The following is a 25,643-nucleotide window of genomic DNA, read 5'->3' as shown; positions in this document are numbered from 1 at the left end:
CGAGGACCGATGTTTCCCATCCTTCTCCGCAGGCTGGCCCTGTCCATCCCGCTCCTGGTGATCGTCTCGGCGATCACCTTCCTCCTCGAGTCGTTCGTGCCCGGAGACCCCGCGCGAACCGTCCTCGGCATCAACGCGACACCGGAGCAGTACGACGCGCTGAAGGCCGCGATGCATCTCGACCAGCCGGTCGTCGTGCAGTACTGGCTGTACTTCCGGGACATGGTCCGGGGCGACCTCGGCACCTCGCTGTTCACCGGTGAATCCGTACTGGGGCTGATCGGGCAGCGACTGCCGGTCACCCTGGCGCTGGTGATCGGGGGAACCGTGCTCGCGAGCCTGGTCGGCGTGGTGCTCGGCGTGTTCAGCGCGACACGCGGCCGGTACAGCCGCCGGCTGTTCGACATCGTGTCGCTGCTGGGCAGCGCGGTGCCGAACTTCTGGATCGCGCTGCTGCTGGTCGCCGTGTTCGCCGTCAAGTTCGGGATCTTCCCCGCCACCGGTTACACCCCGTTCGCGCAGTCCCCGGGGCAGTGGGCGACGGGCCTGGTCCTGCCGGTGGTCGCTCTCTCGATCGGCGGGATCGCCTTCATCTCCAAGGTCACCCGCGACGCGATGCTGTCGACCCTGAGCCTCGACCACATCCGAACGCTGCGGGCCTCGGGCATCCGGTCCTCGTCGATCATCTGGAAGCACGCCCTACGAGGCTGCGGACTGCCGGTGGTGACCACTATCGGCCTCATGATGATCACGTTCATTCCCGGCACGATCCTCGTCGAGAACGTCTTCACCCTGCCCGGCCTGGGCACCACGGTCGTGGACGCGACCAACCAGCACGATCTGCCGGTCGTCCAGGGCCTCGCCCTCACCTTCACGGTCATGGTCATCGTGGTGAACCTTCTCGTCGACGTCCTCTACAGCCTCCTCAACCCGAAGGTACGTACGGAATGACCACTGTCGAGGCGCCCCCCAAGGCGCGAGCGCGGGCGAGGACCAACCCCTTCGCCGGGATATGGCGTCGTCCCGTCACCGTCACAGCGCTCGCTGTCGTCACGGTGATCAGCGTCGCCGTGATCCTCGCCCCGCTCCTGGCACCGCATCCGCCGCTCGCGCAGGACCTGTTCCACACCCTGTCCGGACCGTCGGCGGACCATCCCCTGGGCACCGACGCACTCGGCCGCGACGTACTGAGCCGGCTCCTCTACGGCGGACGACCCACCCTCGTCGGGGTGGGCCTGGCGGTACTCGTCTACGCCTTTGTCGGCATGTCGCTGGGCATGCTGGCCGGTTACCTGCGTGGCTGGACCGACCGGATCATCGTCGCCGTGCTGGACATCATGCTCTCGGTCCCGGCGGTCATCATCACGCTCGCGGTCCTGGCGATCTTCTACCAGAGCAATGTCGCCGCCATGCTCACGCTCGGCTTCTTCGCCTCCGCGGGCCTCGCCCGGATCATCCGCAGCTCCTGTCTGGAACTGCGCGAGGAGCTGTTCGTGGACGCCGCCCGGGTGAACGGGCTCGGCCCGGCACGCATCATGGCCCGGCACATCCTCCCCCGGCTGACAGGGCAGCTGCTGGTCCCCGTCTTCCTCTTCTCCGGCAACGCCCTCGCCATCCAGACCGGCCTCGGATTCCTCGGCCTGGCCACTCCGGCACCCGCCCCGAGCTGGGGCGGCATGGTCGGGGAAGGCGCGCAGATCATGCAGCAGAACTCCTATCTGCTCTTGGTGTCCGGTGGCGTGATCGGCCTCATGTCCCTGTCGTTCGGGCTGGTCGGCGACGGGCTGCGCGACCTCGACCAGGACCGGCGGCAGGCCACCGGCGGGCGCTCGCGCCGGCCGGTCCGCACGACGGCCCTCGAGGTCGCCGCGAAGCCGTCGGACACCCCGTCGGCCGACACGGTTCTCGCCGTACGGGACTACTCGATCGCCTTCGCCACGGCACAGGGGCCCCGGACGGTGGTCGACTCGATCAGCTTCGCCGTCCGTCCCGGGGAGATCTTCGGCCTCGTGGGCGAGTCGGGCAGCGGAAAGACGGTGACGGGCCTGTCCCTGCTGGGGCTGCTCGCCCCCAACGGGGCCGTGACCGGCGGTTCGGCGTGGCTGGCCGGCACCCGGATCAGCGGTCTGCCGGAGCGGGAGCTCGAGGGCATCCGCGGCCGGGAGATCGCCCTCGTGTCGCAGGAACCGATGGTGGCTCTCGACCCGTACTTCACCATCGGCTCCCAGCTGTCGGAGGTCATCCGGCGCACCGGCACCGCGCCGGGCGGGAAGGAAGCCGTACGACAGCGGATGCGGGAGCTGCTGACCAGCGTCCATCTGCGTGATCCGGACGATGTCGCGCGCCGCCATCCGCACGAGCTGTCCGGGGGCATGCTCCAGCGCGTCGTCATCGCCATGGCGCTGGCCGGATCCCCGAAGGTGCTGATCGCCGACGAGCCGACCACGGCTCTGGACGTGACCGTGCAGGCGGGCATCCTGGACCTGCTGCGGTCGCTGCGCGACGAGCACGGCATGGCGATCATCCTCATCACCCATGACCTGGGGGTGGTGGCCGACAGCTGCGACCGCGCCATCGTGATGGAGCACGGCCGGATCGTCGAGGAGGGCTCGGTCGACGACATCTTCTACCGGCCCCGGCACCCGTACACGAAGAAGCTCATCGAGAGCACGCCCAGCATCGCTCGTACCGAGGGCAGGATCGCGTGACCACAACACCCGTATCCCAGACACCCGTCCTGCGGCTCGACTCCCTGGCGGTCCGCTATCCGGGCCGGGGCTTCCGCAGGCCCCCGGTCACCGTCATCGAGGACGTGTCGTTCGAGGTCGGTCAGGCCGAGACGGTCGCCCTGGTCGGCGAGTCCGGCTCCGGGAAGACGACCATCGGCAGGGCGGTGCTCGGCCTCACCCCGGTCAGCGGCGGGCGCGTACTGCTCGACGGGCGGGACATCACCCGGCTCGCCGGGCGGGCCCGCCGGCTGCTCGCCGGCGACCTCCAGGCGATCTTCCAGAACCCGTACGGGTCGCTCAACCCCGCGCTGCCCGTGGGCCGGACACTGGCGGAACCCCTGCTCACCGGTTCGACCCGCTCACGTCAGGAGGTCCGCGACCACATCGGCGAACTGCTGCGCCGCGTGGGCCTCCCGGAGGACGCCGCCGACCGGTATCCGGCCCAGTTCAGCGGAGGTCAGCGTCAGCGTATCGCCATCGCCCGGGCGGTCGCCCGGCAGCCCCGACTCATCATCTGTGACGAGCCGACCAGCGCCCTCGACGTCACCACCCAGGCCGCCGCGCTGAGTCTCCTCACCGAGCTCCAGGACACGCTGGGGTGCGCGTACCTGTTCATCACGCACGACCTCGCCGTCGTCAAGGAGTTCGCGGCGCGCACCCTGGTGCTGCAACACGGGCGCATCGTCGAGGAGGGCCGCAGCACCGATGTGTGCGACCGTCCGCAGCACGAGTACACCCAGCGCCTGGTGGCGGCAGCGCCCGTACCCGACCCGGTACTGCAACGCAGCCGCCGGCAGCAGCGGTTGGAGGTGGAGGCGGCGACCGTATGACGGCCTCACTCCGTCTCCGCCCACCGGCGGATGAGTCGTACGGTGCGTTCGGGCTGTTCCTCGTGCAGGTAGTGCCCGACGCCGGGCCAGTGCTCCACCCGCGAGCCGGGCATGTGCAGGGTGGTCTCCTCCCAGGCGGCGGCCTCGGCGGACGTCCACACCGTCAGGGCCGGGCGGATACGACGGCGCAGGTACTCCTCGCTGTGCGGGCGGACGCCGACGGCCTCCGGGTCGGTGTACATGCCGGCGTACGTCTGCGCGACGACGTGGTCCGGAGTACCGAGCATGGTGCGGATGTGGGCGGTGCGCAGCCCGGGCGGGGCCTGGGCGGAGAACGCGCCGGCGACGAAGTCGGCCGCCGCGGCGGCTCCGTGCTCGCGGTAGGCGGCCAACCGGCCCGGAATGCCGTCGACTTCGGTGCCGTATGCGCCGTGCGCCGGGTCGAGGGCGACAACCGAGCGAACCAGGTCGGGCCGTCGTACGGCGAGCAGGTTGACCACCTGCCCGCCCATGGAGTGGCCGACGGCGACCACTGGACCGCGGTCGAGGACCTCGACCAGCGCCGCCAGGTCGTCCGCCATCTCCCTCGGCGAATTGCCCGTCCCCGGCACCTCGGAACGGCCGTGGCCGCGCAGGTCGGGGACGACGACACGGAACCGGTCGGCCAGGTTCTCGGCGTGGAACGACCATTCGCGGCCGTCGCCGCCCCAGCCGTGCACAAGCAGCAGGGCGGGGGCGTCGACGGGCCCCGAGTTCACGCAGAACAGGCGGCCACGACCGAGGTCGATCACGCGTGGCCCTCCTGACAGGTGGCGTACGCGCAGGCCGCGTGCGGCATGTGTTCGTCCTTCTTCACCCGGCGTCGCCCCTGTACAGCACCAGGGTGCTGAGCGGGCCGAGGCGGGGCCGCTTCCCGGCGCCGATCATCTTGCCGGTGACCAGATCCCGGGCGGGGCCGAAGTCGAGGCGGGCGGGCAGGACGCAGGTCCGGTCGGTGCTGGTGTTCATGGCGATGAGGTAGTCGCCGTACTCGCAGAGGTAGAAGGGCGCGCGGCCGACGAGCATGGTCTCGACGCCGTCGAAGTGGACGCCGAGGGTGGGATCGGGCACGTCGTCGGGGACGGGGGCGAGACGGTACACGTCACCGGCGAGTGCCTGGTGGAGGGTGTCGCCGGGCGGCGGGAAGCCGCCGGGTGGGAGGTGGGAGGCGCCGGGGTCGTTGATGGCGTAGTCCCACAGGACCCAGTCGCGGGCGGTGAAGGTGGAGTCCGTGGTGCCCGCGCTGTGCTCCCGGATGGTGGCCGAGCGCTGGTCGACTGGGGTGACGTGGTGGATGCGGGCGTAGTTGTTCACGCCCTGGCGGGAGCGGAAGTAGAGCGAGGCGAAGAAGAGTTCCTCGCCGTTCTTGACGGCGACACAGCCGTTCTGCTCGTCGGTGAGGACGAAATCCGGCTGGTCCCAGGCGGTCGGGATACGGGCGGGCCGGGCGGCCAGGGACTGGAAGCCGTCCCAGTCACGGGAGAGGAACCGCAGGGCGTTGAGGCCGACCCGGGTCCAGGGATGCGTGGCCTGGAGGTTGAGCTGTGGGTAGAGCTGGCCGTCGGCGACCATCTCCTGGGTCCAGCCGACGATCTCCGGGTCCTTGAACACGGCGGCCGACATGACGGGGTTGGAGTCCCAGGCGGTGCGTGAGGCGTATGCGGTCTCCCCGGGGTAGACCTCGTTGCGCCAGCCGATGACCGTCTCGATGCGGGAGATCCGATGGTGGTCCTTGTCCACGTCGACGACCCGGAACCGGCCCCGTGCCTTGGTCATCATGACCATGTGGTCGCGCAGTTCGGGCGCTTCCTGGCCCTGGTACCCGCGGGTGACCGACTCGTACATCATGACGAGCCAGTCGATGACCTCGCCGTAACTGCCGACGTAACCCAGTTCGCGGGTCAGGCCCGCCCTGGTCACCTGGTAGTAGTCGGCGCCGAGCGGTCTGGTCGGGTTGCCGTCCTGGTCCTCGGGGCCGAGGTAGGGGACCATCCCGATCGACTGGTACAGGTAGTCGCGGGCCCTGTCCTCCGGCAGAGCCAGCTCCGGAGCGAGCAGCCGCAGGCCGCGGTTGGTCTGGTAGAGGCCGATGGCGCAGATCTGGGCCTGGTTGCTGTAGTGCGGGAAGTGCCGGCGCCAGTAGTCGCGGCTGGACCTGAGCATGTCGACGTACGCGTCCCTGCGCGGCGGCGGCACGGGGACGGTGGTGTCGGTGGGGGCGACGAGGGTGATGTCGTCGAACCAGGCCGTGCCCGGGCCGGACAGCCGCAGGTGCAGCTCCAGTTGGGTGGCGCCGGTCGGGGTGGCGAAGACGAACTCGACGTACTCCCAGTCGTGGGTGCCCTTGCTCGCGTACACCTTGTGGTCGCTGCCGACGAGCTTGCCGCTCGCGTCGAAGAACAGCGGGTCGATGTGGGCGCCGGCGCCGGTGACACCGTCGGTCCTGATCCAGGCGCCGTACCTGTACGTGCCTGGCGTGATCCGTGTTCTGGGCGCCGAGTTGACGTAGCTGTAACCGCTCGCCGAGGTGACCTGGAGCTTCAGGGAGGCGGTACCGGAGCGCCGGACGGTGGTGTCGCGGGCCCAGGTGCCGCCGCCGGCGGTGGCCCAGCCGGGCATCTGCCAGGCCGTGGGTGTGGCGCCGCCGGACTCGAAGCCGGGGTTGGCGATGGCGTACGGCGAACCGGTGACCTGTCCGTCGAGGCGGTCACCGAGGTGCTCCCACAGCAGGGCCAGTACCAGCCCTACCCGTCCGAAGCCCTGCCACTGCTGGTCGGAGCCGGTGAGTACGGTGGCGTCGGCCTGCCATGCCATGTACCGGCCGTCGATGGCCATCAGGACCCGCTCGACCGCCTGCGGGTCCTGATGGGCGGGGCTGCCCGGCCACAGATAGCCCTCGGCCAGGGACTGCATGGCCCAGCCGTCCATGGTGGCCGGGGTGGCGGTGGTGAGGAGGTTCTTCTGGTCCTTCTGCACCCTCGCCCTGATGGCGTCCATGACCTCCTCGCCACCGGTGCGGACGGTCGCCGTGGGCGCGGTGCCCTGTACCTCTCCCCTGGGCGCCTCGAAGTAGGGGTCGGTGTGGGTGTAGAGGCGGTAGATGCCGCGCGAGGGCGTGGTCATGGTCCGGTACAGCTGGCTCGCGTCCTGGCCGTAGGACCAGATGCGGCCCATCGAGCGGATCTCCAGGGTCACCTTGTTCCGGCCCGCGGTCATGCGTTCCGGCAGCGGCAGGGTGTGGAAGAAGAAGCGGCCCGGGGTGCGGGGTGCGGTGTCGAGGATGTCCAGGCTGTCCACGGCGCCCTGGTCCTCGTAACCGACCTGCTTGCCCTCGCAGAAGAGCTGCAGCCGCCACATGTTCGTGCCGGACCCGGCCTCCTCCGAGGTGTCGTCGTGGTCGTCGCCCCAGAGCCGGACGGTGACATAGGTGGTGCCGGTCGGGCGGACGGTGACGTCGAACTTCAGTGTGCCGCCCCAGTAGGTCGCCGGAGTCGAGGGGTTGAGCACACGGGCCGGCTGGCCGAGACCGCCGGTGACGACGTCGGAGAGGGTGGCGTCGAGGTGGTGCGCGGCCTCGGAGTCCGCGTCGCCGAAGACGACGGTGTCGAGCGGGGCACGGCCACGCACGCGGAAGGTCTCCGGTTCGGCCGCGGCGGCGGGCTGGGCCAGGGGGAGGCCGAAGGCGGTCGCGGCGGCGCCGGTCGCCCCGGCGTACTTGAGGACGTCACGTCTCTTGGGTGCGTTGGGCACTGGTGTTCCTTTACTTGAGGCTGCCCATGAGGATTCCGCTGCGCCAGTACTTCTGGAGGGCGAACATGAAGATCGCCAGCGGAACGATGGACAGCAGTGACCCGGTGAGGACGAGGGTGTTCATGTCGCGCGACTGCTGTGCCTGCTGCACCCAGGAGAACAGGCCCAGGGTGACGGGGAAGGAGCGCTCGCCGTTGAGCATGAACAGCGGGAGGAAGAAGTTGTTCCAGATGCTGACGAAGTCGAGCATGAAGATGGTGATGCCGCCGGTTCGCATCAACCGCAGCGCGATGGAGAAGAAGACGCGCGTCTCGCTCGCGCCGTCGATACGGGCCGCCTCCATCAGCTCGGCGGGTACCGAGGTGTCGGCGTAGACCTTGCCGAGGTAGACCCCGAACGGGTTGATGAAGTACGGGATCAGCACGGCCCACACGGTGTTGGTGAGCCCGATCTCCGCGAAGACGAGGTAGAGCGGGAAGGCCAGCAGTGTGCTCGGCAGCAGGGAGGCCCCGACGATGACACCGAACAGGGCGCCCCGGCCGCGGAACTCGTACTTCGACAGGCCGTAGCCGGCGGCGAGCGAGATCAGCGTAGAACCGGCCGCCCCGACGGTGGAGTAGAGGACGGAGTTGAGGATCCAGCGGCCGAAGGCACCGTCGTGGTAGTCCCAGATGGCCTGGAAGTTGTCGGCGAGATGGTTGGAGGAGAACCACAGGCCGAAGGTGGAGTAGAGGTCCGTCTGGCTCTTGGTCGACGCCACCAGCAGGAACCAGGTGGGTGCCAGTGAGTAGAGCAGGAAGAGGACGAGCAGTCCGGTGGTCAGGGCCACCGCCCTGCGGGTGGGGCGCACTCCCCCGCCGGAGACGGGCGCGGCGTTCGAGGCGCTGCTCATGACATCTTCCTGTTCGTGACGCGGTAGAAGACGAAGGCGAGGATGCCGGTGGCGGCGGCGAGCACGAGCGATTCGGCGGCGGCGTACTGGTAGTCGCCGGTCTTGAAGGCCCGGTCGAAGATCTCCAGCATCGGAGTGAAGTCGGTGCTGATCGACTCGGGAGCCACGTACCGAAGGAACAGCGGCTCGGTGAACAGTTGGAGCCGCCCGATCAGGGAGAACATGCCGGTCAGTACGAGGATCCCGGTGATGTTCGGCACCTTGATCGACCAGGCGATCCGCCACTCCTTCGCGCCGTCCAGTCGCGCCGCCTCGTACAGCTCGCGCGGCAGCGCCTGCAGTGAGGCGGAGATCAGGATCATGTTGAAGCCGATGCCCTGCCAGGTCAGCAGGTTGCCCAGCGAGAGATAGGTGTTGAGGCCGCCGAAGAAGGTGACGCTCGTGCCCGCCCGGTGGGCGATGTCGACGATGGGGCTCGCGGTCGGGCTGTAGAGGAACAGCCAGATCAGGGTCGACACCACTCCGGGAATGACGTACGGGATGAGCAGTCCGGCACGGAAGAAGCGCACCGCGCGGGCCGCGACTCCGTCGAGCAGCAGGGCCAGCAGCAGCGAGATGCCCAGCATCACGGTGATCTGCGCGGCCCCGAAGAGCAGGGTGCGCAGCATGCCGGCCCAGAAGGTGCCGTCGGTGAGGATCGAGGAGAAGTTGGCGAAGCCCGCGAAGACGGTCTTCGTCGGTCCGAAGCCGATCCCGCTGCTCTTCTTCTCCTGCACGCTCTGGCTGAAGGCGTAGCCGATCGGCACGACGTAGGTGAGGACGAAGCCGATCAGGAAGGGCAGCATGAACAGCAGGCCCTTGTAGGCTCCGCGTCTCCCGGTCCTGCGGGGGGAGGTCCGCCGGACCGAGGAGCCCATGGTGACCTTCGCGGGTCGTGTGAGGGTGGACAAGGCAGTCTCCTGGTCGAGTGGTTCAGCCGGCCGCGACAGCCTTGACGCCCTTTTTCCTCAGGTCGGCCAGCACCCAGTCCTGAAGGTGCGTCAGCATGTCCTTCACCGTGAGCTGCTTGTTCATGACCTTGCCCCACTGCTTCTGCATCTCGGAGTACATGGCCGCGTAGTCGGGCCCGTACTGCCACTGGTCGCCGACGCGGGAGGCCGCGGTGGTGATGATGCGCGCGCCGTCGGACTTCCCGTTGAACATCTCCGTGGGGATGATCTTGTCCACGTAGGGGGAGACGTCCTTGACGGCCGGGAAGAGCCCCGACTTGGACTTCGGATCGGTGAGTGCGGTCAGGGACTCCTTGCTGCTGGACAGCCAGGCCGCGAACTGGGCGGCCCGGTCGGGGTACTCGCAGCCCTTCAGGACGGCGGTGACATCGAAGTTGCTGGAGGTCCGGGGCTCGGCCGGGTCGAACACCGGCGCGTCGGCGAGCTGCCAGTCACCCTTGGACTTGGGGAAGTTGGTGTCGTAGATCGGCAACTGCCAGGTCGACGTGGTCATCAGGATCGTCTTGCCGAGGTCCCACGTCTTGAAGACACCGGGGTCGGCGTAGGAGGCGTTGGAGGCGAGGTTGTCGTCGACCATGCGCTGCACGATGTCGGCGGCCTCGAGCGCGTCGGGCGAGGTGAAACCGATCTCCCAGTGGTCGCCGGCGATCCGGTACCACTCGGCGCCGGCCTGCCAGGAGAGATCGACGAGGGTGCTGGGGTCTTCACCCGCCATGTTGAAGATCTTGACGTTCTTGTCCTTCTTCTGCACCGCCTTGCCCGCTGCGATCAGGTCGTCCCAGGTGGTGGGGGCCTTGACGCCGTACCTCTGGAACAGGTCCGCGCGATAGGCGGTGAACAGCGGGGAGGATCCGGTGGGGATGCCGTAGGTGGCGCCGCCGGGGCTGACGGCGTTCCAGGCAGGGGTGGTGTAGCGGGCCTTGTACGGCGCCGCGACCCCGGTGATGTCGGTGAGCAGTCCGTCGGCGGCGAAATTCGCCAGGTTCATCCCGTCCATTTTGGACAGGCAGGGCGCGTTGCCCGAGGTCACCGCGGCGCGCAACTTCTGGTAAACGGTGTCACCGGCCGCGTTGACGTACTTCACCTGGGTCTCGGGGTGTTCCTTGTTCCAGACCGCGACCTGCTGCTGGATGCCCTCCGTCCAGCTCCAGAACTCCAACTGCACATCGCCCTGGGTGCTCTTGGCCGCCGAATCGCTGCCACCGCCCCCACAGGAACTCAGGGCGAGGGACAGGGAGAGGGCGGCGGCCGCGCCGGCGAGGGCTCTCGTACGGGTGGTGCTCATCGGTCCTCCGGGAGAAGGGCGGACAGCGCCGGCGGTGGGGAGGGGACGCGGGCGGCTGAGGGCTGGGCGGAAGAAGCGGTTGGCTGCGCTTAGGTAACCGTTTCCTGTGGACCGTAGGACCTCGGAGACGGCGCCACAAGAGGGAGGACGCCAAAATGTTTCACCGAGCTTGCCGGTCGACTACCCGGAAGTGGATTCTGACCTGGTAGTTTTCATGTTCCTTGCCCCTTGATGGCGCGACGCCGCGTAACGGGCACGCTCGGGTGGGGGCGTTGACTAGGCGGCCTGGCAGGGCCTGGAGTGAGATACGTTTACTACGACTGGCGCTCGCCGGCGAGCTGATCTCCGAGCGCATCGGGGTTCCCCTGAGCGTCACCTGGCCGGAGCCGCTGCACGCGGGTGGATCGAAGTGGCTGTCATGCACGACAGACCGATAAGAAATCGTTTACTGCACGACGCGAGTGCCGGTCACGCGTAGGGGTCATCCAACAGCGCGACCGGCAGGTTCCCCTCTTCGACATCGGCTCTCGGGATGCGAATGCCGAGGCAGTCGCTCACCGCCTGCCACACGACAGCCGGCACGCCGCCAAGGTTTGCGTCCACGAATCGTGTCCACTCCGGCACGTCACCGAACTCGGGACGACCAGGGTTCACGGCTCCGGCGGCGCGCAGCGCCTCGTCCAGCACCGCCACCTTGCCGGTCGCATCCTTGCGCCGAATGTCCAGCGGGCTCTCTCCGAACTCCGTGAACCACACCGCCCCGTCGCCCGGGGCGTACACCAGCCAGCACGGCTGAACCGCGATGTTCGGGTTGATGCACACCATTTCTTCGCCGGGGCGCGGCTTCACGGCATGATCGTCGTTGAACCATCTCTCGTACCAGGTGGCCGAGCCGGAGTCTTCCAGGACGTAACTCCACTCCCCCGAGACCCCGTACATACACGGCGTCCGTGATCCCGTCCCTGTGGGGAAGTCGAAATCCCGGTACCGGACATCGGTTCCCCCGCCCACGCCCCGGGCAGCCCCCAGGCGCTGGAGAAGCGTCTCCACCCCCAGCCCACGTACTGCGGTCAGTGCGACGCCACCCCGCATTCCCGGCGTCTGCCTCTGTCTCTCGTAGCAGTACGTGCCGAGCCACCTCAGGCTGTCGTCGTCCACTTCACGCCCCCGCTCTCGCCGCCGACAGCCTTTCACACGGACATGCGGCGTGGTCCGCCGCGCTCAGGAGCCTCGCTGGGCTCCCAGGCAGCCGGTATGACGACCCCGGTGCCGAAGTAACAGGTCACCTCACCAGGAGCCGACGGTCGCCGCCTGCACGGCATGGCTGTCGCTCAGTTCCCGAGCGCTGATCCAGTTCACCGTCCAGTCGTCATCGGAGGCACGCGTAAGCCCCGACTTCGCCGTGGACAGCGGCGAAGTCGGGGCTACGAGGGCTACGGGGGCTACGGGGGCTACGGGGGTTACGGGGGTTACAAGGCGGTCAGTGGCCGGCTCGGCGTGTGTGTGCTTCGGCGAGGAGGAGGTAGCTGGCGGCGGTCCAGGTGTAGGCGCGGTCGCGGAGGCCGGTGCCGGTGAGGGCGTCGAAGTTTTCGGCGAAGCCGTGGGTTTCGCACAGGGTGCGGAAGCGGGTGCTGATGTCGTTGGCGAGGTGGTGGTGGCCGGCGCGGCGGAGGCCGTCTTCGATGAGGACGGTGGCGGGGGCCCAGATGGGGCCGCGCCAGTAGCCGTCGGGGAGGTAGTGGGGGGAGGTGGGGAGTTCGGTGGCGAGGCCGTGGGGGGTGAGGTGGGTTTGGATGCGGTCGGCGAGTGTGTTGCTGATGTGGGGTGGGAGGTGTTCGCCGAGGGTGATGGGCATGAGGTCCAGGAGGCTGGAGGTGCTCCAGGTGTGTGAGGTGTGGACGCTTTGGGCCACGAACCGGTCGCCGGTCCAGAGCTGGTCGAGCAGGGCGGTTTGGGTTTCGGTGGCGGTTTGCTGCCAGTGGGCGGCGTCTTCCGTGTGCCCCAACTCGGTTGCGAGTTCGGCGAGTTGGTGGAGTTGGAGGGTGAGGAAGGCGGCGAGGTCGGCGGTGACGATGACGCGTTCGGGGTCGAAGGTGGTGGCGTTGTCCCAGCCGCTGTCGTTGCCGTGCTGGTAGTGGGGCAGGGTTGCGCCGGGGGCGCGGCGTGCGGTGAGCCAGAAGGTGGTCCAGCGGGTCAGTCTGTCGTAGGTCTTGGTGAGTTCGGCCTGCCCTATGGGTGTGGGCAGGAGGCGGCGCAGGTGTGCGAGGGCCCAGCCGTGGATGGGGGGTTTGACGAAGTTGTGGAGGACTTCGGAGTGGGTGACGGAGTCGGGCAGGGCGCCGGTGGCGTCCTGGTGGTCGAAGGGGAGGTGGTATTGGTCCCAGGCGAGGTGGGGGTGGCCGGGGGCGAGGGCGAGGGCGTTGAAGCAGTGGTCCCAGCTCCAGACTTTGTCCATCCAGTGTTTGGACATGAGGACGCCGGGGCGGGTGAGCAGGCCTGCGGGGCGGACGGTGGCCGACCACAGGACGTAGGCGGCGAGTTCGGCGGCCGGGGTGTCGGCCGAGCGCCAGGGGGCGACCGCGTCGACGAACGCTGTGAAGGAGGTTTGCGCTGCCTCGACGACCGTGGTGAAGGGTGCGGGTGAGGTGTAGGGCGGGCGGGCCGTGTCGAGTTCCTCGACCGCGATTTCCCAGGCGCCGTCCGCGTCGGCGGTGATGGTGAGGCCGCGGTCGGCGCTGCCCAGGGCCTGGGATCCGAACACCTCGGCGATGGTGCCGGTGAGCAGGGTGATGCGGTAGCGGCGGCCGGTTTCGTAGGAGGTGAATACGTGCGCCCGTGCCGCCGGGTCGTCGTAGAAGTAGGTGCCGCTGAAGGGGGTCAGGGCCTTCGCCGCCGCGGAGATGTGCAGAGCAAGTCCCGTCCCCTGCAGGCGTATGGTGTCCGGCGATTCGTAGGCGAGGTCGATCCGTCCGTCCTCGCCGGTCCAGGTGAGCAGGCCCGGTGTGGCGTCGATGCGGGTGTCTGCCCGCTCGTCGGTGGCAGGGTCGAGGGGGAGCAGGCGTAGGACGGCGTGCATGCCGTTTTGGTGGGAGACGAGGTGGAGGTCTTCGGCGCGGGTCTTTTCCGCCAGGACGGGTGAGATGCCGAACCACGATCCGTGGGTGCTGAAGGGGATGTCCTGGACGCAGAAGACGGGGCCGGATCGGTCGGCGGTCATGAAGCGGTACTCGTTTCTCGGGCAGGGGCGGCCGTCCGTCCGGGGATACGGACGGCAGGGACCGGAGGGGGGAGTGTGGGGGTGGTGGGGGTCAGTCTTTGACGGCGCCTGCGGTGACGCCTGCGGCGACGTAGCGCTGGGCGAGGACGAGGATGACCGTGGCGGGCAGGGAGGCCACGACGGCGGTGGCCATGATGGCGTTCCACTGCTGGTTGTTGTTGCCGATGTAGTGGTAGATGCCCAGGGTGATCGGCTCGTGCGTGCCGCCGTTGACGAGGGTGCTGGCGAAGATGAAGTCGGACCAGGACCACAAAAACGCGAACAGGGACACCGTGACGATCGAGTTGCGGCTCATCGGCAGCACGATCGACCAGAACGTACGCAGGGCCCGTGCCCCGTCCATCTGTGCGGCCTGGATGAGTTCACCGGGGATGGAGGACATGAACGCGGTGAAGATGAGGACGGCGAAGGGCACGGCGAGGGTGGAGTCGGCGACGATCAGGCCGGGGAGGGACTGCAGGACGCCGAGTTGGAGGTAGATGGCGTAGAAGCCCATCGCCATGATGATGCCGGGGATCATCTGCGCGGCCAGCAGCACGAAGGAGAGGATGCCGCCGCCGCGTGGGCGGAGTTTCGCCAGTGCGTATCCGGCGGGTGCGGCCAGGGTCACGGTCAGGATGACGGTGCCGAGGGCGACGACGAGGCTGGTGGCGAGGTAGGGCAGCTGCTCGTCGAGGACGGTGCGGTAGCCGGCCAGCGTCCCATGCAGAGGGATCAGGTCCGGGGGACTCTTGCGCATGTCCTGGTCGCGGGTGAAGGACACATTCAGCATCCAGTACACCGGGAACAGCATCACCCCGGTCAGCACCACACCGACAGCTGTCTTGCCCCAGGTGCGGTCGCGGCGCGTGAGAGTGGTGGCGGTTGCGGTCATGACTGGGCCTGCTTTCGCTGGATGCGCAGGTAGATCAGGCCGAAGACGAGGGCGGCGACGACCAGGAGGTTGCCGACGGCCGCTCCGGGCCCGAAAGCCGGCAGGAGGCTGCCGAAGCCGAGCTGGTAGGACCAGGTCGCGAACGTGGTCGAGGAGTCGGCGGGTCCGCCCTTGGTCATGATCCAGATGATGTCGAAGACCTTCAGTGTGTAGACCAGCCCGAGCAGGAGGGTGATCGCGGAGACCGGGCGCAGCAGGGGGAAGGTGATGGACCAAAAGCGGCGCCAGGCGTTCGCTCCGTCGAGGGCGGCCGCTTCGTAGAGGCCGGCGGGGATGGACTGCAGGCCGCTGTAGAGGACGACGAGATTGAAGGGGACACCGATCCAGATGTTCGCGATGATCACCGAGGCGAGGGACCAGGCCGGTGAGGTCAGCCAGTTCACCGGGCCGATGCCCATCGTGTTCAGGGTGGCGTTGACGATGCCGGAATCGGAGTTGAGCATCCATGACCAGGTGGAGGCGGACACGATCAGCGGCAGCAGCCACGGCACCAGGAACAGCGCCCGCAGGGTGGCCGACAGGCGGAAGTGCTGGTGGAAGAAGACCGCGAGGCCCAGGCCGATCGCGTACTGGAAGAGCAGGCACACGGCGGTGAACACGGCGGTGTGCACCAGGGCCGGGGCGAACGTCGGGTCGTCGAAGATCCTGCGGTAGTTGTCCAGGCCGGTGAAGGGGGCGTTGCCCTGCACGAAGGAGCGGACCGTGTAGTTGCGCAGGCTCAGGTCGAGGTTGCGGTAGAGGGGATAGGCGTAGAAGACGGCGAGGTAGCAGGCGACCGGGGCGATGAACGCCCAGGCCGTCCACTGCGAGGAGGTCGGACGGCGCCGTCGCGTGGTAGCCCGGGGAGTGGTCGGGGCGGCGGTTTCCGCCCCGACCCCCTCGCTAACCAGCCGGCCGTCGTCCGGCGCGTGTGTCGTGCGGTTCATCAACTGGCCTTCGACACTCGGTTACTTGACGGCGGACTGGGCGGCCGTGAGCGCGTCCTTCGGCGACGTGGAGCCGCTCAGCGCGGACTGGACCGCCTTCCACAACTGCTCCGAGATCTTGGGGTACTTGGTGCCCAGGTCGTCACTGGTACGGCCCTTGGCCGCCTTCACCGCGTCCACCCACGGCTTCAGCTGCGCGTTCGCCGCGACCTGCTTGCCCTGGACCTCGGCGGTCGGCGCGACATAGGACAGCGTCGTGTCGGTCGCCAGGAGGTTCTGGCTGCTGGTCAGACACGTCGCGATCTTCTGCGTCGTCGCATAGCGGGCGGTGTCGTCCTGCACCGGCACCGTCACGAACTCCCCGCCCGTCGGCGCCGCCGCGTTGCCGCCCGACGCCCCCGGGACCGGAATCACCCCGTACTCGAAGCCCGCCTTCTCCGCGTTCGCCAGCTGCCAGGTCCCGTTCTCACTGAACGCGTACTCCCCCGACGCGAACTCCTGCCAGCTGGTGGTCTGCGTGTTGTTGAGCACCGAGTTGGGCGCGTACCCCTTGTCCAGCCAGCCCTTCCACAACGCCAGCGCCGACACCGACTGCGGCGAATCCAGCGCGGTCAGCTTCGCCCCCGAACCCCAGAACCACGGCAGGAACTGGAAACTGCCCTCCTCCGTGCCGATCGCCGAGAACGTGATCCCCTTCTTCCCCGCCTTCTTCACCTTCTGAAGCGCCGCCGTCAGCGACGCCCAGTCCTTCACCGACGCGATATCCACCCCGGCCTCCGCCAGGACCTTCTTGTTGTAGTACAGGGCCAGCGTGTTGGCACCGATCGGCGTGCCATACGTCTTGCCGCCCGACTGACCCGCCGCCAACAGGTTCGGATCCACCGCGGACGTGTCCAGCCTGTTCTCGTCCGTCGTCGTGAGCACACCCGCCTCGGCCAGCGTGGAGACCACCGGGTTGTCCACGATCAGGACGTCCGGGGAGTTGCCCTGCTGCGCGGCCAGCAGCGTCTTGTTCGCCAGGTCCCCCGTGTCGAAACCGGTCCGCTTGACCCTCACCCCGGCCTTCGTGCCGCAGTCCTCCAGCAGCTTCACCCACGCCGACCCCTTCGCGAACTGCGGGTAGGGGTCCCAGATCGAGTACGTACCACCGGCGGCGGCCTTCGTGTCCGAACTGCCCGAGCCGGACGAACAGGCAGTGGCGCTCACAGCGACGGCCAGAGCGGTCACAGCGGCGGCGGTCAGACGGCGCTGTCTGGTGGATCGGTTCATGGCGGAAGTTCCTTTGTTTCTGGGCATGGAGTGCCGAGGCAAGGGCCGGCAGGCGGATGCACGCGCACGGGCGAGCGTGCGGTGAAGTGAGGAAGAAGAGAGGGAAGGAAGAGGTCAGGCCGTCATACCGGTCCGGCGTCCGTGCTCGGCGCGGTTCCGGCCGGGCCGGTGCTGGCCCGTAGCGAGATCGGCGGGGTGAGGAGATGGTGCCGGGGCGGCGCGTCGGGGTGGTTGAGCCGCTCTACGAGCAGGTCTACGGCGAGGCGGCCCATCTGCTCGGCCGGTACGTCCGCCGCGGTGAGCTGCGGGGTCACCGTCTCCGCCCACCGGCCGGCCACGACCCCGGTGAGGGAGAAGTCGCGCGGCACATGGCGGCCTGCCTCGGCGAGGCCCCGGTAGAGGCCGCCGAGCGCAGCCTCATTGAGGGTGACCAGGGCGGTGGTGGCCGGGTCGTCGTGCAGGATCCGTTCCAGGCAGGTCTGGCCCGAGGCGGCGTCGTCGCCACAGCAGTACGTGCGGACGGTGAGACCGCGTTCCGCCGCGGCCTTGGTGAAGCCGTTCAGCCCGCGCTGGGCCGACTCGTACCCGGTGCGCAGCAGTTGCTCGGGACGGTTGACGAAGGCGACCCGGCGGTGGCCGAGATCCGCCAGGTGATGGACGCAACGCTCCACCAGCGCGGTGTGGTCGAGCCCGACCCATGAACAGCTCTCGGTGCGAGCGGTACGGCCGATGGCGACGAACGGGAAGTCGAGGGCTGCCAGGTGATCGACCCGGTCGTCCTCCAGCCTGATCTCCATGAGGATCGCGCCGTCGACCCGCCGCTCCCCCAGCAGGCGCTGGAAGGAACGGTCGCTGTCCACACCGCTCGGCGAGAGCAGCACGTCGTAGTCGTGGGCCGCCGCGGCCTCCACCACGCTGCCGATGAAATCCAGCTGCATTCCCGTGTAGTGGTTGCCGGCCGGCGGGAACACCAGGCCGAGGGTGCTGGTCCGGCCGTTGGCCAGGGCGCGGGCGCTGGCGCTGGGCTGGTAGCCCAGTTCGTCGACGACGCGCTGGATCTTGCGGCGGGTGTCCTCCGAGACCGGGCGCTTCCCGCTCAGCGCGTAGGACACGGTGCTCCGCGAGACACCGGCCAGCCGGGCGATCTCACCGATGTTCACGGCAACTCCTTGTAGGAAGGGTGGAGCGGCGACTATCGGTTGTCGAACCGGTTCGCGTGAAGTGAAACTAGAAACAAGCCGGGCGCCTGTCAACACCCGTACCGGGCTTTCGGTGAAAACACCTTGCAATCCGGCGTACACGGCACAGGTTCGGCGTGTCGGGGGGATTGCTGGCCGGTTTCCTCGATGCTAGCTTCGCCGAACCGGTTCGACCGGCTACCCCTCCCCCTCCCGGCCAACCGGAACCTCCCCCTCAGGAATCAAGAATTAAGGACGCACTCCATGCCACCTGCTGACAGATCCGTCCGGCGCCGAGGTGCGGCCGCCGTGGCGCTGACTCTCGGCGCGGGGCTGCTCTCCGCGCCGGCCGTCCTCGCGCAGGCGGCCGACACTCCCCAGCCCGTCGCCCGCTACACCTTCGACCAGGACGACCTCGCGTCGGGCAGCATCACGGACAGCTCCGGAAACGGCCTGACGGCGAGCCTCGTGAACGGCGCCACCGCCCGCTCCGTCGCGGGCGCGGACGGTGGCAAGGCCATCGCCCTGCCCGGCGGGGCGCCCGACTCGAACGGCGCGTATGTCCGTCTGCCCCGCGAAGTGCTCGGCGACGCCACGGACTTGACGGTCTCGGCCCGGGTGAAGTGGGACGGCGACAAGTCGTCCTGGCAGCGGATCTTCGATCTCGGCACCAACACCACCAGGTATCTCTTCAGCACTCCGTACAGCGGCAACGGGCTGTTCCAGACCTCGGTGACCACCGGCGGAGGCGGGGCGGAGGCCCAGGCCGTCGGCTACGCGATGCTGCCCGCGAACGCCTGGCGGACCGTCACCGTCACTCTCGACACCAGTGCCGGTCGGCTCACCACCTACCTCGACGGCACGGCGGTGGCGTCCGCCGCGACCGGCATCAAGGCCAAGGAACTGCTGGACGGTTCGGCCACGGCCGCCGGTTACATCGGCAAGTCCTTCTGGCCGGACCCGCTGCTCAAGGGCGCGATCGACGACTTCGCCGTGTGGCACTCGGCGCTCAGCGCGCAGCAGGTGGCCGGCCTGGTCGGGACCGTGCCGACGCTCCAGGACCTGTCGAAGACCTCCTTCGCTGTCCGGACGACCACCGGCACCGCCCCGTCCCTGCCCGCGGCCGTCCGATCCTCCTTCTCCGACGGCTACGACCGCGACGCGGCGATCACCTGGGACGCCGTACCGGCCGACAAGTACGCCCGACCGGGGACCTTCACCGTCGCCGGAACCGTCGCCGGTCGAGCGGTCTCGGCGACCGTCACCGTGGTCCGCGAGGGTCAGCTGACCGTCGACCTCGGCTCCAACACCGGCGCGTTCCACGGCGGCGCCTCCGGCACCCTCTACGGGGTGTACGGGCCGGACGTCCCCACCAACAACCTCATCGAGGGCATGGGGCTGCGCACCGTCTCCACCAAGGCACAGGACGGCCCGCAGCACCCGGGCGCCGACGCGCTGGACGTGGTCGGGCCCCTGGCCGACTCCACCAACGGTGATGTGTACATCTACATGACCGACATCCACCGCGGCTTCCCCTACGAGTGGCCGGGCGACACCCCGCAGGAGAAGCTCAAGCTCTACGAGGAGAAGATCGCCAAGCAGGTCGACCAGGTGCTCCAACTGCCCGAGGAGTACCAGGACAACATCGTCTTCGTGCCGTTCAACGAGCCCGAGGGCAACATGTTCGGCACCGGCGACTGGAGCTACGACAAGGTCAGCTGGCTCAACGACCCCACCGACTTCTTCGCCGCCTGGGACGACGCGTACAAGCTCATCAAGGGCAAGATGCCGAGCGCCCGTATCGCCGGACCCAACACCAGCGTCCTCTACGACCAGGTGAAGGGTTTCCTCACGCACGCCCTGGCCGCCGGCACCCTCCCGGACGTCATCACCTGGCACGAGCTGAGCCACCCCGAGGCGGTGCGCTCGAACGTCGCCAAGTACCGGACGTGGGAGAAGGAGCTGTTCAAGGGCACCGCCCGTGAGGGTACGAGGCTGCCGATCAACATCAACGAGTACGCCTTCAACTACCACACCTCGGTACCCGGCCAGATGATCCAGTGGGTCTCCGCGATCGAGGAGTCCAAGGTCGACGCCGACATCGCCTACTGGAACATCGACGGGAACCTCTCCGACTCCGCGGTGCAGTCCAACCGGGGCAACGGCCAGTGGTGGCTGCTGAACTCGTACGCCTCGATGAGCGGGCACACGGTGACGGCGACGCCGCCGTTCCCCGGCGAGAACTACACAATGCAGGGCGTCGCGACCCTCGACGAGAAGAAGAAGCAGGCCCGGCTGATCTTCGGCGGGTCGACCGGGAAGGGCCACATCACGTTCGCGGGCGTTCCGAAGAAGCTCTTCGGGAAGAACGTGCACGCGTGGGTGCGGGAGATCGCGTGGAGCGGCCAGGTCGGCGACTCCTCCGGTCCGAAGCTGCTCGCCGAGCAGAACCTGAAGGTCGGTGACGACGGCACGGTGGTCGTCGACTTCGGCGACGGCACACTGCCGAGACTGGAGGAGTCCTCGGCGTACGAGATCGTCCTCAGCCCGGCCGGCAAGGCGAAGGGCGCGCAGTCCCCGCCCGTGCGCTGGCAGGCTTCGTACGAGGCGGAGGACGCCGTCCACACCGGGACCGGCTACTCCAAGAACGGCCCGGAGGGCTCACCTCGCGACGTGTCGAAGTTCTACACCTCGGGCGGATACGACGTCGGCGGTCTGCGCACCGGCTCGGACGTCACGCTCGACACGACCGTGGACGTGCCCGAGGACGGCACCTACGACCTGAGCGTCTTCGCCAACTCCCTGAACACCTTCGACAAGGTGAAGGAGCAGGGCCCCACCAACGTCTTCCTCCGGGTGGACGGGAAGGCGGACAGCGAGCAGGAGCTGTACATGCCGCTGGGCTACAAGTGGGTGGTCTGGGACCACACCGACACCAAGGTCCGGCTCACCAAGGGCAAGCACACCCTGACGCTCGCCGCGAAGAGCCTCGACGGCAAGCGCGTCACCAAGGGTGACGCCATCGTCGACCGTCTCGCCCTCTCCCTCCCCGAGGCTTCGGCCGCCACCCAGGTGTACGAGGGTGAGCTGGCCTGGCTGGGCGGCGGGGCGCGGCCGGTCTACGACCTGCCGAAGAAGGCCCGGGTCCCCGCCACCGGCTCGGGCGCGGCCAAGCTCCGGAAGGGCCAGACCGCCACGTTCTGGGTCTACTCCCCCGCCGACCGCGAGGCCACCCTCGAGGTCGACACCGTAGAGGGCACGGGCGCCCGGCTCTCCGTCAACGGGCACGACGTCCTGCGCCTGGACAAGAAGACGAGCAGGGTGGCGGTCTCCCTGTCGGGCGGCGTCAACAAGGTAACGGTGACCGGGGGTTCGACGACCACCCTCGTCGACCGCCTCACCGTCACTCCCACCGAGGGCACGCTCAAGACACGTACGTACGAGGCCGGCGACGCCGAGCTCGCGGGCTCGGCCACGCTCACCCCGCTCTCCCTGGCCACCGCCGGCACGGCGATCACCGGGGTCGGCGGTGCACCTGGCAACGGCAACACCGCGACGTTCACGGTCACCGCCGACCGGAGCGGCCTGTACGCGCTGCGCATCCGGTACTCCAACCCCGAGCAGGCCGAGGCCACCCACTACAACCCGGACCCGCTCGCCCGCCACGCCGACATCAGTGTCAACGGCGGCGAGACACGGCGCGTCAGCTTCCCGCACAGCTTCCACCAGAACAACTTCTGGGAGCTGACCGTCCCCGTCCAGCTGAAGAAGGGACAGAACACGATCGCCTTCAGCTCCGAGGAGCTGCCGAACTTCGACGGCACCACCTACGCCTCGGACACCTTCCCCGGCGTACCGCTCCGCTCGCGCTACGCACCGCTGATCGACCGGATCGCGGTCGCGCCGTACGCGCGCGAGACGCGATGACGTAGACGCCGTCTCAGACGTCGGCGTATACGCCACCCACAACGAAATGCCCGGGCCCGGCACACAGCCGGACCCGGGCTTTTCGTTGTGGGAGAGCCGCCTCAGTTGATGCGGACGATCTTCCAGAGCTGGTCGTCGACATTCACGTCGGTCCACTGGACGACCCCCGCGCCGTTGGCGGTGGAGGACTGGGCGACGCCGGCGTTGAGGCCACTGTTGACGTTCTTGACTTCGTAGTAGCCGTTGCCCGCGTCGGTCAGGGTCCACTTCTGCGAGTTGGCCGTGGAGGGGGTGTTCTGGACGACCACGGCTCCCGGGGTGGTGGAGCCGCTGCGGATGTCGAGATTGAGGTTGCTGTTGGCGTTCTTGATGGTCCAGGCTCCGTTGCCGGCGGACTGGAAGGTGAACAGCTGGCAGACGCAGGCGGAGTTCTGCCACTGCCCGACGGCGGTGTTGGTGGCCGTGGAGCCGTTCGGGATGTCGAGGTACTTGCCGCTGTTCTTGTTGACGAGGACGTACTGTCCGGTGCCCAGCGGGGGCAGGGCGGTCTGGGTGAGGTTCCAGCGCTGGCAGGCGCATCCGGTGGCGCTCCACTGGCCGGCGGTGGTGCCGGTGGCGTTGGAGGCGCCCGGGATCTCGAGGAGCTTGCCGGTGACGCGGTTGGTCAGCGTGTAACCGCCGGCGGGGTTGGGGGCGACGGCCCATTCGTGGTCGAGGGTGCCGTTGTCGTCCCACTGCAGGATCTTGGCGCCGTCGGCGGTGGACGCGCCCTGCACGCCCAGGACCTTGCCCGTGGCCACGTTGAAGATCTTGAAGTAGCCGGAGGGCTGCGCTGCGAAGCGCCACTGCTGGTCGGTGCCGCTCGTGGCGGTCTGCTGCGTCGCGAACGTGCCGTTGGCGGTGGAGCCGCCCGCGATGGCCAGGTTGAGGGCACTGCCCGCGTTCGAAGCCGTGTAGGTGGCGCCGTCCGAGATGCCGCCGCCCAGGTCGATGGTGCCGTAGGTGACGGGGTTGTGGAGGTTGCTGCCGCCGCTTCCCCCGCTGAGCACCAGCAGGCTGTGGCCGTCGGGCAACGGGAGCAGACCGCGGCTGTAGCCGCCGACGACGGTGGAGTTGATGCGTGTCCAGGTGTCCGCGGCACCGTTCGCGGTGTTGAGGAACAGGTCACCCGTGCTGTAGGCGCTGACGACCAGGGTGCCGTTCGGGCCGCCGGTGGGCAGCCAGGTGATGTACGGAGTGCTGGTGGGGACCGTGCCGTCGGTCGCCCGCAGGGGGATGCCCGTGACGGAGTTGAAGGCCTCCGGGTCGGCGGCGATCTTGTAGTAGACGGCGAAGTTGCCAGAGGGCGAGCCGCCGAACTCGTACGTCATGATGTAGTTGCCGTTGGGCAGCTTCGCCACGGTGGGCATGCCCGGGCGCTGGCTGTAGGTGGGCATCGCCACGTCGTTCACCACGGGGCCCCAGGTGCGGCCGTCCGTGGAGACCTGGTGCACGACCTTCTGGCCGTAGGCGGAGTCGCGCTGGTCGGAGTAGTAGACGATCAGCTTGCCGTTGGCGTAGAGGAAGAACGGCTCCCATACGGGGGTGTTGCCGTTGCCGTTCGTGTCGAAGGCAGGGCCGCCGGTGGCGATGTTGCTGACGAAGGTCCAGGTCAGTCCGCGGTCCGTGCTGGCGTAGACGTCGATCTTGATGGCCGAGCGGTCGGAGGGGACGGACGCTCCGGCGGCGAGGATGGTGCCCGCGGGGAAGTCACCCATGGCCGCGGGGAGCTCGAACAGCTCGGGCTCCCAGCGCATGCCCCAGCCGTTCTGGGTGTCGGCGACCTCGGAGATCTTCGTCCAGGCGTTGCCGTTGTCGGTGCTGCGGTAGATCGGGAGAACCGGTGTGCCGGTGCTGTACTGCTCGAACGTCGCCAGAATCGTGCCGTTGGCCGAGCCGTTGTGCTGCAGCCGCAGCGCCCGCGGATACAACGACCCGGGCGAGGGCGCGTCCGACGGCGGGGTGTACATCGTCTGCGACGGCCGGGCCAGGGCGTCCGCCCGGCCTGCGGCGGGCAGCAGCAGTGTCGCCACCGCGGCCAGCAGGGCGAAGACGGCCGTCAGGAGAAAGAGGGGACGGGAATGCGGAGCGGCGCCGGCTCTGGCGTCTGTCTGCGCATAGGACATTGCGGCTCCCGGGGGAAGGGATGAACGTGTGTTTCGACGCCCGCCGCCCGCACGGATCGATCCCGGGCGTGGAACAGCGGAGTCAAGGGACGAGTGACGCCGGCCGCCCTGACAACGGTCGACGTCGTGGCGTCGAGGAATGCTACGAGCTTTCGCTACGGGCTTCCTCGGCGGACAGCGGTGGTGCTCACGCGTGCCCTCTGTCCGCACCTGTCGGTGCGGTGGCTCAGGCGGTGCGAAGTGCCGTCCGCCCCCGGTGGGAGGGCGGAGGCGCGGTCGAGGCGCGGATGACGAGTTCGACCGGTGGTTGGCTCGCCGGAGGCAGGTAGGTCTCCGGCTTCTCGATGGCGTGCACGAGGAGCCGGATCCCTTCCCGCGCCGCGGCGTCGAAGGGCTGACGCGCGGTGGTCAGCGCAGGGGTGACGTGGGCGAAGACGGGGTTGCCGTCGAATCCGACCACGCTGATGTCCTCGGGTACCCGGCGGCCGGCCTCGCGCAGGGCGTGGATCAGGCCGATGGCCATCTCGTCGCCCGCCACGAAGACGGCGGTCACGGTACTGTCCGCCGCCAGTTCACGGCCGACCGCGTAGCCGGACTCGGGTGACCAGTCGCCCTCGATCACGGGGTGTTCGAGCGCACCGCGCGCCGTCAGCGCCGCGCGCCAGCCGTCGACACGGTCCTTGGAGGCGTACCAGCGTTGCGGGCCCGCGAGATGATGGACGGTGGTGTGTCCGAGATCCAGCAGGTGTTCGGTGGCCACGCGCGCCAGTTCGCGGGCACCCACACCCACGCTCAGGGTCCGGGCGGAGGTGAAGGCGGGCGGCGCGCCCAGGAAGAGGACCGGCACATCGATCCTGACGGAGACCTCTCCCTCCACGATGGGTTCGGAGACGACGACACCGTCAACCCCCTGTTCGAGGAGCGACAGCACCGCGCCCGCGATGCCTTCGGGGTCCCCGTCCACCGTGTTGACCACCCGCAGTGCGTAACCGGCGTCCCGTACGGCCCTCTCCACACCCACGAGGAGTGAGGCGGTGCCGTACCCGGCCGTGCCCAGGGCGACGACCCCGATCGAACGACTGCGGCCCGAGGCCAGCGCCCTGGCCGCGTGGTTCAGCCGGTACCCGAGTGCCCCGGCTGTTTCCAGGACACGTCGGCGGACCTCGTCGGAGACGTACGGCTCGTTGTTGAAGACCCGTGACACCGTCTTGCGCGAAACGCCGGCCGCGTGGGCCACGTCCGCGCTGCGCGGTGCCGGGGAACCCGCGCTCCGCGCCTCCGCTCGTGTCATGAGAACTCCCGATGGCCGTGAGTATCGAACCAGGTCAACCGTATGACCGCGCGGTCCTGACCGCGCGGTCATGTCTACGCAGCGCCAGGGTCCCCCGTCAAGAGAACGGGCAGCTTTTCTTGCGTCGAATGACCGATTTCT

At 68.7% G+C, this 25,643-nt stretch carries 17 protein-coding genes; 4 read left to right on the top strand and 13 right to left on the bottom strand.

From position 1 onward, the window contains the following. Positions 1-9: 9 nt before the first annotated feature. Genes PV396_RS39150 through PV396_RS39140 form a run of 3 tightly spaced genes read left to right on the top strand, consistent with a single transcriptional unit; the run spans position 10 to position 3,559 of the window. A complete protein-coding gene (locus PV396_RS39150) occupies positions 10-951 on the top strand; it encodes an ABC transporter permease (protein ID WP_319213053.1) in 942 nt (313 codons plus the stop codon). Continuing rightward, complete coding sequence (locus tag PV396_RS39145; protein WP_319213051.1) at positions 948-2,708, top strand: dipeptide/oligopeptide/nickel ABC transporter permease/ATP-binding protein; 1,761 nt, start codon at positions 948-950, stop codon at positions 2,706-2,708. Before PV396_RS39150 ends, PV396_RS39145 begins: the two co-directional genes overlap by 4 nt. Continuing rightward, positions 2,705-3,559, top strand: a complete 855-nt coding sequence (locus PV396_RS39140; RefSeq protein ID WP_319213049.1) for an ABC transporter ATP-binding protein — start codon at positions 2,705-2,707, stop codon at positions 3,557-3,559. Before PV396_RS39145 ends, PV396_RS39140 begins: the two co-directional genes overlap by 4 nt. Before the next feature lie 5 nt (positions 3,560-3,564). Here PV396_RS39140 and PV396_RS39135 read toward each other — a convergent pair whose 3' ends face one another. The 11 genes from PV396_RS39135 to PV396_RS39085 all read right to left on the bottom strand — a co-directional run bounded on the left by PV396_RS39135 (position 3,565) and on the right by PV396_RS39085 (position 18,101). After that, a complete protein-coding gene (locus PV396_RS39135) occupies positions 3,565-4,350 on the bottom strand; it encodes an alpha/beta fold hydrolase (protein WP_416071561.1) in 786 nt (261 codons plus the stop codon). Between the two features lie 61 nt (positions 4,351-4,411). Further along, a complete protein-coding gene (locus PV396_RS39130; RefSeq protein ID WP_319213047.1) occupies positions 4,412-7,348 on the bottom strand; it encodes a twin-arginine translocation signal domain-containing protein in 2,937 nt (978 codons plus the stop codon). 10 nt (positions 7,349-7,358) lie between these two features. Beyond that, positions 7,359-8,240, bottom strand: coding sequence for a carbohydrate ABC transporter permease (locus PV396_RS39125; RefSeq protein ID WP_319213046.1), 882 nt, complete (start codon positions 8,238-8,240; stop codon positions 7,359-7,361). After that, entirely contained in the window at positions 8,237-9,190 is a 954-nt protein-coding gene (locus PV396_RS39120) for a sugar ABC transporter permease (protein ID WP_319213044.1), read from the bottom strand. Before PV396_RS39120 ends, PV396_RS39125 begins: the two co-directional genes overlap by 4 nt. A 22-nt stretch (positions 9,191-9,212) precedes the next feature. Then, positions 9,213-10,535: an extracellular solute-binding protein gene (locus PV396_RS39115; protein WP_319213042.1), complete on the bottom strand. Its 1,323-nt coding sequence runs from the start codon at positions 10,533-10,535 to the stop codon at positions 9,213-9,215. A 468-nt stretch (positions 10,536-11,003) separates the two neighbouring features. Next, positions 11,004-11,693, bottom strand: a complete 690-nt coding sequence (locus PV396_RS39110; RefSeq protein ID WP_319213041.1) for a hypothetical protein — start codon at positions 11,691-11,693, stop codon at positions 11,004-11,006. Positions 11,694-12,015: 322 nt separating this feature from the next. Continuing rightward, the gene (locus PV396_RS39105) at positions 12,016-13,752 is read right to left on the bottom strand and encodes an amylo-alpha-1,6-glucosidase (RefSeq protein WP_319213039.1); all 1,737 of its coding nucleotides are present in this window, start codon (positions 13,750-13,752) and stop codon (positions 12,016-12,018) included. A 91-nt stretch (positions 13,753-13,843) separates the two neighbouring features. Then, positions 13,844-14,686, bottom strand: a complete 843-nt coding sequence (locus PV396_RS39100) for a carbohydrate ABC transporter permease (protein WP_319213038.1) — start codon at positions 14,684-14,686, stop codon at positions 13,844-13,846. Continuing rightward, positions 14,683-15,672: a sugar ABC transporter permease gene (locus tag PV396_RS39095; RefSeq protein WP_319213037.1), complete on the bottom strand. Its 990-nt coding sequence runs from the start codon at positions 15,670-15,672 to the stop codon at positions 14,683-14,685. The genes PV396_RS39100 and PV396_RS39095 overlap by 4 nt, the downstream gene beginning before the upstream one ends. A gap of 21 nt (positions 15,673-15,693) precedes the next feature. Beyond that, positions 15,694-16,941 (bottom strand): extracellular solute-binding protein, encoded by a 1,248-nt coding sequence (locus PV396_RS39090; protein WP_319213036.1) that lies wholly within the window; start codon positions 16,939-16,941, stop codon positions 15,694-15,696. Between the two features lie 122 nt (positions 16,942-17,063). Next, a complete protein-coding gene (locus tag PV396_RS39085) occupies positions 17,064-18,101 on the bottom strand; it encodes a LacI family DNA-binding transcriptional regulator (RefSeq protein ID WP_319213034.1) in 1,038 nt (345 codons plus the stop codon). Positions 18,102-18,428: 327 nt separating this feature from the next. Between PV396_RS39085 and PV396_RS39080 the strand changes: the two genes are divergently transcribed. Beyond that, on the top strand, positions 18,429-22,046 hold the full coding sequence (locus PV396_RS39080) for a LamG-like jellyroll fold domain-containing protein (protein WP_319213032.1): 3,618 nt from the start codon (positions 18,429-18,431) through the stop codon (positions 22,044-22,046). A 101-nt stretch (positions 22,047-22,147) separates the two neighbouring features. On the opposite strand, the gene PV396_RS39075 is transcribed toward PV396_RS39080, so the two are convergent. After that, positions 22,148-24,211 (bottom strand): RICIN domain-containing protein, encoded by a 2,064-nt coding sequence (locus tag PV396_RS39075; protein ID WP_319213030.1) that lies wholly within the window; start codon positions 24,209-24,211, stop codon positions 22,148-22,150. A 226-nt stretch (positions 24,212-24,437) separates the two neighbouring features. After that, on the bottom strand, positions 24,438-25,502 hold the full coding sequence (locus PV396_RS39070; RefSeq protein WP_319213028.1) for a LacI family DNA-binding transcriptional regulator: 1,065 nt from the start codon (positions 25,500-25,502) through the stop codon (positions 24,438-24,440). Between the last annotated feature and the right edge of the window lie 141 nt (positions 25,503-25,643).

The organism is Streptomyces sp. ME02-8801-2C, from assembly GCF_033793965.1.
Taxonomy (GTDB): domain Bacteria; phylum Actinomycetota; class Actinomycetes; order Streptomycetales; family Streptomycetaceae; genus Streptomyces.
This window is presented reverse-complemented; position numbering and strand designations above follow the sequence as displayed.

Bases quoted from the DNA above. Each gene is read 5' to 3' on its own strand.
- PV396_RS39150 (WP_319213053.1), top strand. From the start codon at position 10: ATGTTTCCCATCCTTCTCCGCAGGCTGGCCCTGTCCATCCCGCTCCTG.
- PV396_RS39145 (WP_319213051.1), top strand. From the start codon at position 948: ATGACCACTGTCGAGGCGCCCCCCAAGGCGCGAGCGCGGGCGAGGACC.
- PV396_RS39125 (WP_319213046.1), bottom strand. From the start codon at position 8,240: ATGAGCAGCGCCTCGAACGCCGCGCCCGTCTCCGGCGGGGGAGTGCGC.
- PV396_RS39115 (WP_319213042.1), bottom strand. From the start codon at position 10,535: ATGAGCACCACCCGTACGAGAGCCCTCGCCGGCGCGGCCGCCGCCCTC.
- PV396_RS39105 (WP_319213039.1), bottom strand. From the start codon at position 13,752: ATGACCGCCGACCGATCCGGCCCCGTCTTCTGCGTCCAGGACATCCCC.
- PV396_RS39100 (WP_319213038.1), bottom strand. From the start codon at position 14,686: ATGACCGCAACCGCCACCACTCTCACGCGCCGCGACCGCACCTGGGGC.
- PV396_RS39095 (WP_319213037.1), bottom strand. From the start codon at position 15,672: ATGAACCGCACGACACACGCGCCGGACGACGGCCGGCTGGTTAGCGAG.
- PV396_RS39090 (WP_319213036.1), bottom strand. From the start codon at position 16,941: ATGAACCGATCCACCAGACAGCGCCGTCTGACCGCCGCCGCTGTGACC.
- PV396_RS39075 (WP_319213030.1), bottom strand. From the start codon at position 24,211: ATGTCCTATGCGCAGACAGACGCCAGAGCCGGCGCCGCTCCGCATTCC.
- PV396_RS39070 (WP_319213028.1), bottom strand. From the start codon at position 25,502: ATGACACGAGCGGAGGCGCGGAGCGCGGGTTCCCCGGCACCGCGCAGC.